8 protein-coding genes are annotated in these 11,588 nt (G+C 46.8%); 4 read left to right on the plus strand and 4 right to left on the minus strand.

Annotated elements, in window-relative coordinates; all coding sequences use genetic code 11:
• Positions 1-579: 579 nt before the first annotated feature.
• From Q0546_RS10230 to typA, 4 genes are all read right to left on the minus strand, one after another.
• Positions 580-2,940: a TonB-dependent receptor plug domain-containing protein gene (locus Q0546_RS10230; protein ID WP_298792747.1), complete on the minus strand. Its 2,361-nt coding sequence runs from the start codon at positions 2,938-2,940 to the stop codon at positions 580-582.
• 502 nt (positions 2,941-3,442) lie between these two features.
• Positions 3,443-3,709, minus strand: coding sequence for a heavy metal-associated domain-containing protein (locus Q0546_RS10235; protein WP_298792749.1), 267 nt, complete (start codon positions 3,707-3,709; stop codon positions 3,443-3,445).
• Positions 3,706-3,966 carry a heavy metal-associated domain-containing protein gene (locus Q0546_RS10240; RefSeq protein ID WP_298792751.1) on the minus strand — a complete coding sequence of 87 codons (261 nt, stop codon included), beginning with the start codon at positions 3,964-3,966 and terminating at the stop codon, positions 3,706-3,708. Before Q0546_RS10240 ends, Q0546_RS10235 begins: the two co-directional genes overlap by 4 nt.
• Before the next feature lie 234 nt (positions 3,967-4,200).
• Positions 4,201-6,009 carry a translational GTPase TypA gene (gene typA, locus Q0546_RS10245; protein ID WP_298792753.1) on the minus strand — a complete coding sequence of 603 codons (1,809 nt, stop codon included), beginning with the start codon at positions 6,007-6,009 and terminating at the stop codon, positions 4,201-4,203.
• 166 nt (positions 6,010-6,175) lie between these two features.
• Here typA and Q0546_RS10250 point away from each other — a divergent pair, with 166 nt between their 5' ends.
• From Q0546_RS10250 to Q0546_RS10265, 4 genes are all read left to right on the plus strand, one after another.
• The gene (locus Q0546_RS10250; RefSeq protein WP_298792755.1) at positions 6,176-6,940 is read left to right on the plus strand and encodes an ABC transporter ATP-binding protein; all 765 of its coding nucleotides are present in this window, start codon (positions 6,176-6,178) and stop codon (positions 6,938-6,940) included.
• Positions 6,940-7,812, plus strand: coding sequence for an ABC transporter substrate-binding protein (locus tag Q0546_RS10255; protein WP_298792757.1), 873 nt, complete (start codon positions 6,940-6,942; stop codon positions 7,810-7,812). The genes Q0546_RS10250 and Q0546_RS10255 overlap by 1 nt, the downstream gene beginning before the upstream one ends.
• A complete protein-coding gene (locus tag Q0546_RS10260) occupies positions 7,809-9,707 on the plus strand; it encodes an iron ABC transporter permease (protein ID WP_298792759.1) in 1,899 nt (632 codons plus the stop codon). Before Q0546_RS10255 ends, Q0546_RS10260 begins: the two co-directional genes overlap by 4 nt.
• 18 nt (positions 9,708-9,725) lie before the next feature.
• Positions 9,726-11,588 (plus strand): TonB-dependent receptor (locus Q0546_RS10265; RefSeq protein ID WP_298792761.1); only part of this gene is annotated, 1,863 nt, incomplete at its 3' end.

An 11,588-nucleotide genomic window follows, 5' to 3' on the forward strand; every position in this document is an offset into this window, starting at 1 on the left:
CTCAAAAGATACGAATTTATCGCGGCACGGCCTTTTGCCGCGATAAATTCGTATCTTTTGAGGGTGATTTTACGCGAGCTAACAGCTAAATCATCGCAAATTTAGCGCCGTTTAAGCCGCAAGAGCAAAAATAGCATTTTTAAACATGCCAAAAAGAGCGCGAAACATATTTTCTCGCAGCTTCAGAGTTTTAAGCCGCGAGAGAAAAACTAACATTTTAAACGGCACACTCGCCGAGCCGTCAAACCTATCCCGTGCGTTTTGCGTTTAGGCAAGGAAATTACAGCTCGCGCTCTATGCAAAATTTAGCTATTTTGCCGATTTTGCCGGATGCAAGTAGGCAAATTTACACTTACTAGAAAGCCAAGAGGGCAAAAGCGCGGATTTGCACCGCGCATAAACGGCAAATTTGCGACTTTGCGCCGTAAGGCAAAAACCAAAACTAGCCAAAAGGCGCAAATTTAGGGCGCGTATAAAAACTAAACCAGAGCGCTTTAGCCTTTTAAAGCTCGCAAAGTTTGCCGCAAATCCGCTTTTACCGCATCTTGCGCGATAAATTGCGGGATAAATCCCGGCAACTCACCACTTCATACCCGCTTCCAGCCAAAAGTTGCGGCCAAGGCCGTACTCGTAGTAGTTGCCTTCGTTTGAGGCGATAAATTTTTTGTTTAAAAGATTATTTATGTCAAGATTTACAAACGCTCGAAAATCGCCGGCCAGCCGCCTTTCGTAACCTATACGCATATCCCACGTCGCGTATGCGGGCAGCTTTTGGCGCTCGTAGACGTACAACCCGCAAGTCCTATTCCAGCCGCCTAGTAGCGCGTCCGTTTTGCTCGTATAGTTTATGAAATTTGAAACGCTAAAGCCGCTAAATTTAGCCGAGTGGCGAAATTTAGCCGAAAAGGGGACATGGTAATCAACGACCGGTAGTTCGCTTTTTTTGATGATTTTTCCGTTATACGAGACGTCGTCGTTCATCTCGTCGTCTTCGTAATCATCAAAACTCCTGCTTTGCTTCGTAAAGCTTAGCGAGCCTTCAAAATCGTTTTTTACGCCCCAAATTTCGATCGGAGCGATGTTTGCCGCGCTTAAGGTTACGATGTCGCGCTTGCTTTGCCCTTCGTTGGTAAATATAGAATATCCGTTTCCGTAGCCTGATAGCGGCTCTCTTACGTATTTCATCGCTACTTCGTCGCGGCCTTGGCGTCTGACGTATTTTAGATTTAGCCTCGCGTTGCCGACGTCGCCGCGATAATACGCGCTAAATTCATCGTCATAAGGCGTCTTTAGCTCCCTGATAGGACGGCGGTTATTAGCCAGTCCGCCGCACGTATACGCCCCGCCGTATGAGCTTCTCTCGCAAGTCTCATACATCCTGTACACACCGTTATACATCTTGTACGCGAAAAAATTTCGTCCGTAGTAGCGGTTTAACCCAAGGCCTATGAAGTTTTTATCCGCAAATTCGTATTCGGCTAGCAACCTCGGGGCTAAATTTACGTCGTCGTTATCGCCGTTTCGCTCGATGCGAAGTCCGGGACGAAATTTAAACGCGCCAAACCTCATCTCGTCTTCGAGATAAAGAGCGAGATTGGTCTGCGTAGCCTTGGTTTTTACGGCGTAGTAGTAGATTTTTTTCGATAGATATTGACCAACCGCGCCCTGGGATGCGAAGCTATCGTCTATGACGCAAGTTTTATCCCCCGGCTCGCACGCGCCCGTTAGCGACTTTGGGGCGCTGTTGTGAACGTAGGTTTTGGGTATCTCGTAACCGCCGATTTGCCTAGTTAGCTCAAAGCCCGATTTTATCAGATGCACCGCGCTAAAAGCGTCAAATTCTTTCATGCTCGCATCAAATTTATACGAGAGAGTATTCTGCTTTTGGGTAAAGTCGTTATACCCGCCGATGCCCGCACTCCCGCTCGTTCCCCAGTTTTTGACGTTTGAGGGTTTGTAACCATAATACTCGGTATCATGCTCATAGTCTCGGCTGTTTTGCGAGGCGGAGTAGCTAAGCGTCTGTTCTAAAAATACTCCCTCAAGATCGGCCTGCGCCTCGAGAGTTGCGACGTAACCGCCGTATTTTAGCGTGAGCTGGGAGTCTAGGTACCGCTTGGCGGAGGTGTAGTTATCTAGCCTAGAGTACAAAAAGCTCGGCTTTAGCGTAAATTTATCGCTCACGCCCCAAACGCCTTTTACGAAAAGATTATCATTAGTCTGCCTGTCGTTTGGAAACGAGTATAAATTTTGATTTATCTGTTTTTTATTGTAATGGTTTTCTATGACGGAGCGGTGCCTCGAGTAGTCTAACAAAAGGCCGAAATTCTGCGTCAAATACCCTTCGGCGCCGACTCTATATCTGCGCTTTTTAAAGTCGCTCATATCGGCCAGGTCGCCGTCGTCGTATCTTTGCGCGGCGGAGGCGTCTTTATAAATTTTGCTCCAATCCCCGCCCGTATAAGAGTAGCTAAGTACGCCGTGAAAGCCGCTTTTGGGGTCTCTGGTTTTAGCGTTTACGGCGCCTCCTTGAAAGCCGCCGTACCTAGCCGAGACCGCGCTATCTAGCACCTCGACGCTACCTAGCAGATCCGTATCTACGCTCATGGCTTGCGAGCCTATCGTACTGTCGCTCCAGGGGTTGTTGTGGTTATTCCACGTGCGTTTTTTAGGGTCTAGGTCGTTATTTATGCTTGCGCCGTCTAGGGTAAAGTTGTTTTGATAGTAGCTCGCGCCGTTTATGCTGATATCTTGCGGAGCCAGCTCGCCCGCGCGCACGCTTTTGGCGTTTTTCGCGCTAAAGGCAACGTTTGGATTGCCTTTTAAAAGATCGGTTATGCCGTGATTTTTAGACGTTATCAGATCCATATCCGCGCGCGTTAGTTTTCCTGGTTCTTTCGTAGCGTTGGCGTCGGCGCTGACCTCGACTTTATCTAGCACGACCTCCGCGGCGTTTAGCGTACTAAAATTTAACGCCTTTAAAGCGGCTAAATTTTAAGAGCCTTGATGGGCGTCGCGACTCGCGGCCAAATGCGAAAGCGGCAAATTTAACGCCGCGACCGCTACGAAAAGGCTAGCCGTTTTTTTCATAATTATCCTTAGTTAAATTTATTTGTCGGTTTTGGGCGTTTGCGTCAAAACCGCGCATTTTAGGCGGCGATAAATTTTACTCGCCTTACATTTTAGCTTTGAACAGTTGCTAAAATTCGGCTAAATTTACGCCGCAAAGTTTGCAAAAAGGCGGCTATTTGCGATTTGCCCTTGCAGCGATTAGGCTTTGTTTTTTAAACGTGCGTTTAAACCGCAAATTTAAATAAAAAACGCTGCCTAAATTTATTCGCCGCTTAAAAAAGCTACGCCAAGCAGGTTTGCTAAGCTCTAAAGCCGCTTTTGCTAAAAATATAAAAACCGCGCTAAGAGCTAAATTTGTTCCGCGCGGGCGTTATTTTTCAGACTTTAAAACCGCCTGATAGCCTTGTTTTTTGAGCGCTTCTACGACCGTATTTTCCGCAAAGTCGTCCTGGACGACGATGTCGGCCGTTTTAGCTTCCAAATTTACATCAAATTTCTTCACGCCCTTAAGCGTATTTAGCGTCTGCGTGATGACCTCATAGCAGCTCACGCAGGCCATATTGGGGATCTCGTAAACCAAAGTCTTGTCCGCAAATGCCGCCGCACAAAGCGCCAGCGCTAGAGCTAGCTTTTTCATTCTTTGATACCGACTTTGTATTTTTTGGCTTGGATTGCTTGCACGATGTCCATCACGTTCACGCCGCTATCTGCGGTGATGTTTACGTCTTTGCTTTTTAGATCAAAGCTCACTGCGGTGACGCCTTTGACGCCTTTTGCGGCATCTTCGATTTTCTTGGCGCAACCGCCGCAGTTCATATTCGGTACGTTTAGTTCGTAGGTTTGCTCTGCAAAAACAGCGCCGCAAATCGCCGCTAAAAGTAAAATTTTCTTCATCATCGCTCCTTGAAAATAATATTTGATATGAAATTGTATCACTATATTTCTTATATATTTATTATTTTCTATTTATATTAAAATGTAATATAATTTACTTTTTTCTTATATTTAAAACTAAAATTTGAGGTCAAATTTGAGCAGATTTAAAGCGGGCATAAAAATATTGCGGGGAAATTAAGAGGGGAATTTAGCCCACAAAAAGCGTAAATTTGCAGGCTAAATTTATAAAATTTATTCTTTTGTTTTTGCCATTCTGCGGCGCATAGTAGGATCTAGATAGCGTTTACGTACGCGTATGTTTGTCGGCGTGACTTCGACCAGCTCGTCCTCCTCGATCCACTCCAAAGCGCGCTCAAGGCTTAGTTTTCTAGGCGGTACGAGCTTGATAGCGTCGTCAGAGCCGCTAGCGCGTACGTTGGTTAGGTTTTTGCCTTTGATCGGGTTTACGTCCAGATCGTTTGGACGGCTATGCTCGCCGATAATCATGCCCACATAGGTCTTAGTCTGCGGATCGACGAAAAGTACGCCGCGATCTTGCAAGTTCCAGAGGCTATACGCTAGCGTCACGCCGTTTTCCATCGACACCAGAGCGCCGTTGCTGCGGTGCTCGACGCTACCGATGAGCGGTCGAAACTCGAGGAAGCTGTGGTTCATGATGCCCTCGCCTTTCGTATCGGTCAGAAACTGACTTCTAAAGCCGATTAGGCCGCGCGCAGGGATCTCAAACTCGATCCTCGTCTGTCCGTCGCCGGTCGGGTTCATCGAGACCATCTCAGCCTTTCTACGTCCGAGTTTTTCGATCACGGTGCCACTAAACTCGTCCGGCACGTCGCATACTAGTAGCTCAAACGGCTCGCAGCGCACGCCTTCGATCTCTTTGACGATAACTTCCGGACGTCCGAGACAAAACTCAAAGCCCTCGCGGCGCATATTTTCGGCCAAAATCGTGATTTGCAGCTCGCCGCGGCCGCTAACCTTAAATTTACCCTCGCCGATGTTTTCGTAGCGCATCGCGATATTGGTTTTCATCTCGCTAGCTAGACGTTCGTCGAGTTTGTTTGAGGTTACGTGCTTGCCCTCGGTGCCCGCTAGCGGACTATCGTTTACGCTAAATACGACGCTAAGCGTAGGCTCCTCGATTTTTAGCGGATCAAGCGGCATAGGGGAGTTTGGATCTACGACGCTATCGCCGACGTCCAGCGCCTCAAAGCCCGCTATCGCTACGATATCGCCCACTTGCGCCTCGTCGATGTCGCGGCGCTCAAGACCCAAAAAGCCGATGAGTTTTGAAATTCTGCCCGTAGTTTTTGTGCCGTCGGCTTTAGCGAGCATTACGTTTTGGTTTTTAGAAATTTTACCGTTAAAGATGCGTGCGATGCCGATTTTACCGACATAGTTGTCGTAATCAAGCGTGAAAACCTGAAGCTGCAAAGGGTTGTTTATATCGCCGCTAGGAGCTGGAACGTGAGACAAAATCGTCTCGAAAAGCGGCTGCATATTTACGTTTTCGTCGGCCAAATTTAGCTTCGCGTAGCCGTTTCTAGCCGCTGCATAAACGACTGGGAACTCCAGCTGCTCGTCGTTTGCCTCAAGCGCTACAAAAAGGTCGAAAATCTCGTTTATCACGCGATCGGGATCGGCTGCGGGTTTGTCGATTTTATTTACGACGACGATCGGGCGAAGGCCGAGCGAGAGCGCCTTTTTCACGACGAATTTAGTTTGTGGCATTACGCCTTCTTGCGCGTCTACGAGTAGCAAAACGCCGTCGACCATCTTTAGCACGCGCTCTACCTCGCCGCCAAAATCGGCGTGGCCCGGGGTGTCGATGATGTTGATCTTGGTGTCTTTGTAGCGGATCGCGGTGTTTTTCGAGAGGATCGTGATGCCGCGCTCGCGCTCGATATCGTTGCTATCCATCACGCGTTCGCCGACGGCTTGGTGCTCGTTAAAAGTACCCGATTGTTTCAAAAGCTCGTCAACCATCGTAGTTTTGCCGTGATCGACGTGAGCGATGACGGCGATGTTTCGTATCTTTTCCAAATTTTTCTCCGTTTTAAACTTTTAAAGCGCGGATATACGCGTTTTGATAAGAGACCGATTATACCCAAAACTTGCTAAAAAAAAATTTATAACCGAAATTTAATCTAACATTTAGCTTTATACGGTTATAATATTTAATATCAATTAAACGCCCTAAGGTAAATTTATGTTGAAAACCCGAAACGTCGGCTTTAAAATCTCAAACAAAACGATACTAAATCAAATAAATTTAGAATTCAAAAGCGGTAAAATTTACGGACTCATCGGGCATAACGGCTCGGGAAAATCTTCTCTTATTAAAATTTTAGGCAATCAGCAAAAAAAATATTCCGGGCAAGTGCTTTTGCTGGATAAAAATATCAAAGAATATCGCGCCAAAGATTTTGCCAAAAAGCTCGCGTATTTACCGCAAAATTTACCAGATGCGGCCGACGTTAGCGGATTTGAGCTCGTATCGATGGGCAGATACGCTCATCAAAGCGGCTTTTTGCGCGACGAAAAAAACGACGAACGCATAGTTTTGGAGGCTTTGGAGACGACCGGAACGCTTAAATTTAAAGACCAAGAGGTGCGCACCTTATCCGGTGGCGAGCGTTCTAGGTTGTTTTTGGCGATGCTACTGGCTCAACAAAGCGATTTTTTACTTTTAGACGAGCCTTTGGCTCCGCTTGATATCTCTTTTCAGATCGAGGTTATGCAACTTATTTCCAGGCTGGGCAAAGAGCTCAAAAAAGGCGTTATTATCGTTATTCACGATATAAATTTAGCCGCTACGTATTGCGATTATCTCATAGCCTTGAAAAAGGGCGAGGTGATCTTTAACGCCGATGCAAAAGAGATAATGAACAGCGAGCGCCTGGCGCAAATTTACGGCGTAAAGGCGAGCATCGTTCCTCATCCTACCCAAAACCGACTAGCGGCAGTTTTTTGATGCGCGCTTTTTTCGTATTTATTTTTACTTTAACCGCCTTAATCGCTCGAAATTTACCCCAAGAAACGGAAAATTTAAGCCCTAAAATCGTAGCGGTAGATTGGACGGCGGCGGAGATATTGAGGTCTATCGGATACGACGTAGCGGCTATCGGAGATAAAAGAAACTATGAAATTTGGGTCAAAGAACCAAGCGTAGAAAACGCGGTCGATCTAGGGCTTAGAATGCAGCCCAATCTAGAAGCGCTAATCAAGCTAAAGCCCGATTTTATAATCATTCCGTCCTTTTTTGAATTTAACAAAAACGCCCTAGCCCAATACGCGCGAGTAGAGGTCGTAGACGCGTATAAAGAAGGGGATTTATACGAAAATATTTTGGACGCGACGCATCGTATCGCCAAAATCGCAAAAAGAGAAAAAGAAGCACAAAATCTCATACGAGAAAACGAAGAATTTTTTAAAAATTTACGCGCCGAGCTCGCGCGTTTTTCAAACGAACCTATCGCGACGATCCAGTTTATAGACAGCAAGCGTTTGAGAATTTACGGAGAAAACAGCATATACGGAGTAAGCCTGAAAAAAATGGGGCTAAAAAACGCCGCGCCTAAAGAATTTACGTTTAATTTGTGGGGTATAGCCACGGTGCCGATCACTTCGCTTTTTAAGCTTCCTAAAAACTCGAGACTCGTTATCGTCGAACCAAATCCGCTCGATATTAAGCGCGAGCTTAAATTTAACGGGCTGTTTCGAGCTCTAGGGTTTTTTGAAAATAGTATTCAGACGAGTCCGATTTGGAGCGCGGGCGCGATTTTGAGTATGCAGCGCTTTGCTACGCAGCTGGCTCAAAACCTAAATCAAGATCCCCGAAAATGAAAAAACTACTTACGATTTTTTCGGTCGCTTTCGTCGTTTTGGGTATCGCCGCAGTCGCCTTGCAGGCGATTTTACTGGAAGATTTCGGCCAAAACGTCAAAAATTTAGTCGTTTTAAATTATATTTTACCGCGAATAGGCGTCGCGTTTTTAAGCGGACTATTTTTATCTACGGCTACGGCTTTGATGGCGCAAATAACGCATAACCCGCTAGCAAGCGATAGTACGCTTGGAGTGGGTAGCGGCGCGGGATTTTTTATGCTAGCGGGCGCTCTTTTCTTTCAGCATCTGGGACTTAGCACCGTCGCGAGCTCTTTCGTCGGCGCGGTCGCGGCGCTAGCGATACTTTTCGCATTATCTTCGGGGCGCGGATTTTCGGTATTTACCACGACGCTATCGGGACTTATAATCGGTTTATTTTTCGGATCTTTGACCTCGCTTTTAATGCTCTTTTTTCAAGAAGAGAGCTTTTTCGTCGCGGTTTGGATGAGCGGGGATTTGGCGCAAGACGGCGCGTTTAATTTTTACTCCATGCTAGTTTATTTTTTGCCGGCTTTAGCGGCTATTTTATATTTTTCTCGCTCGTTTCACCTTTTTGTTTTGGGTGATAGCGCTTGCAAGGCTCTTGGCGTAAACGTAAATTTAATACGCGCGACGGGGCTTTTGATAGCCGCTTATCTCACCGCTTTGACGGTAGCTTTCGTCGGCATCATCGCATTCGTAGGGCTTGGGGCTTATACGCTAGCAGATAGACTTAAATTCGATAATTTCGCAAAAAAGCTAATTTGCTGCGGCTTGTGCGGCGGGTTACTTTTGGGCGTTACGGACGAAATTTTGATCGTGATTTTAAATTTAACGGGCGTAAATTTACCGGCAGGAGGCATAAGCGCGTTTTTAGGCGCGCCTTTGCTTTTATGGCTGATAATACGCGGCGTCCATAAAAACGAAGTATCCGCAAAAGACGGCGACGCGGGCTCGGCAGTAAAAGCAAACGCCGCTTTCGTATTGCCCGTTATTTTAGCCGTTTTGGTCGCGGTCTGCTTGTTTTCGCTATTTTTCGGGGTCGGAAATTTTAGCCAAGAGATACTAAGCGTGCGTATAAACCGAGTAGCGGCCGCGCTTTTTAGTGGCGTAATACTGGGCGTCGCGGGAACGGTTTTACAGCGTCTAAGCAAAAATCAAATGGCTTCTCCCGAGCTTTTGGGGATAAATTCCGGCGTGAGCCTTGGCGTATTGGCGGCTATGTTTTTAGCGCCGTTTTTGACCGTGCCGCTAGGTATCGCTGGCGCTTGCGCCATGCTTTGCTTTACCGTAGCCGTAAACTACAAAAACGAAATGTCGCCGCACAAGGTGATTTTAACGGGCATAGCTATAATGGCGTTTGTTAGCTCGGTAGAGAAAATTTTGCTCGCGACGGGAGATAGCAGGATTTATAACTTTATGAGCTACGCGTCGGGGAGTACCTATTCGGTTACGACAGCGTGGGCTGCTGCTCTATTTATCGCGGCGGTAGCTAGCGTTTTATTCGCGCTTTATTATTCCAGGCAAATCGAGCTTTTAAATTTAGGCGACGCGACCGCTTCGAGCTTGGGAGTAAACGTCCCGGGATACCGAACGATACTGTTTTTATTTTGCGCGGGCATAAGCGCGTTAGCGGCTCTTAACATAGGCCCGGTTAGTTTCGTTGGCTTGCTAGCGCCACATATAGCGTCGTTTTTGGGCTTTCGCAAGCCGTGCTTGCAAATCGTAACCGCGTCTGTTATCGGCGGGATATTGATGGTAACGGCCGACTTTTTAGGCAGGACGCTTATTTTTCCTTACGAGATACCTTCGGGGCTCGTCGCTACCATTATCGGAAGCGCCTATTTCGTATCGGCGGCCAGAAAATTAAAATAAACTTTAAAAGGAGACAAAATGAAAAATAGTTTTAGGCTGGGTTTAGCCTTAAGTTTGAGCGCGGTCGCCGCTTTGGGCGCCGATAGCGTAGCTCTCGAAGAAGTAAGCGTCGTGGGCTCTGTAGCCAAAGGCAGCGGAAAAATCGACTTTATGCAGCCCGGAACCACTACTGCGATAACGCAAGATAAAATTTCCGAACAAGGCGCAAGCCAACTCGATAATGCCGTTAAATACGAAGCGGGCTTCATAAATCCCTACGGAACGGATCTGGATACGACCGATTGGCTAAAGCTAAGGGGCTTTAACGCGACGGTTACGCTTGACGGTTCTACGCCTTACAAAGGCGGATATTTAGGCGCTCAGCACGATATCTACGGGCTTGAAAGTATCGAGGTCGTAAAGGGCGCGAATTCGCTTTTATACGGCGCCTCAAGCGCGGGCGGAGTTATAAATTTAGTCAGCAAGCGTCCGACGGCTAAGCCTTTTGCCGAGGTCGGATTTAAGATCGGCAACAAAAATCAACGCGGAATTTTCTTTGACGCGAGCGACGAGCTTTTTACCGATAGGGTCAAATTTCGCTTAGTCGGAAATTACGAGAAAAAACACGGCGACGTCGATTTTACGCACAACGAACACTATTATATCGCTCCGTCTTTGCTGTTTTTGCTCGGCGACGAAACGACGCTGACGCTACTTTCAAGCTATACCAAAGATAACGGCACGGGCGTGACGGCGTTTTATCCCTATCCGAACGTAACGAAAGTATCTCGCAGCGTAAATCCGAGCTCAAGCAGCGACTTTTTAAAAAGAGAGCAGTATACGGCCGGCTACGAGCTAACGCATAATTTTACGGACAATTTAAAATTCGCGTCGAGCTATAAATTTAACAAAGAAGACAAAGAGCAGCTCGCTACGCTATACGTGGGCAGTTTCGGCGTTACGTTAGTCGATGCGGACGTGAAGTCTCATACGTTCGACAACCGCTTGAGCTATGAATTTCAAGGCGAAAACATCAAAAATTTAGCCACGTTCGGCTTTGATTACCGAAAAATAAAAGCGGACGGAATTTACGGCTTTTCTAGCACGACGCCTTGGACTATCGGCGATAGAGTAAGCGTAGCTAGACCTAGTAGCGCCCCAAGATACGACGTAGATCAGTCGCAACTGGGCTTTTATTTTAGCAACCAAGCGACGCTTTTTGACAACCTCATCCTAAACGCCGCCGTTAGACGCGACAAGCTAAAAGAGGACTCCAATACGCTAGGCACGAAAAATAACTACGAAATATCCAAAACCACTTATCAAGCGGGCGTAATGTATAACTTCGACGCGATCGGATTGATGCCGTTTTTTAACTACTCTCAAAGCTTTACTCCCGTCGTAGGAAGCAACAGCGCGGTCGGATACAAACCTATCGAAGGCAGACAATACGAAACGGGCGTAAAATACTTGCCAGAATTTATAGACGGAGAATTTAGCCTTGCATACTTTGATATAGAAGAGAAAAACGCTCTGGTGGGCGGTATGGTCGGGGGCCTATATATCCAAAGCCAAGCCGGTAAAAAACGAACCAAAGGCTTAGAAATAAGCTCGAACGTAAATTTAACCGACGATATAAACTGGATCGCGGCCTATACGCATTATTTTAGCGCAAAAACTCACGACGGAGTAAACGGCGATATCGTAACTCAAACGGCCCTAATACCTAAAAACACGCTCTCTTCATTTATAACGTATAAATTTAGCCTAACTGCCGACCAAAGCCTAAAAGTGGGCGCGGGCGTTAGATACGTAAGCTCTATCCCGGACGGCTCGGCAAGCGGCTACAAAAGCCATTCTTATACCCTGCTAGACGCTATGGCGGAATACGAGGATAAAAAA

Source organism: uncultured Campylobacter sp., from assembly GCF_937997465.1.
In the GTDB taxonomy this organism is placed as follows: domain Bacteria; phylum Campylobacterota; class Campylobacteria; order Campylobacterales; family Campylobacteraceae; genus Campylobacter_A.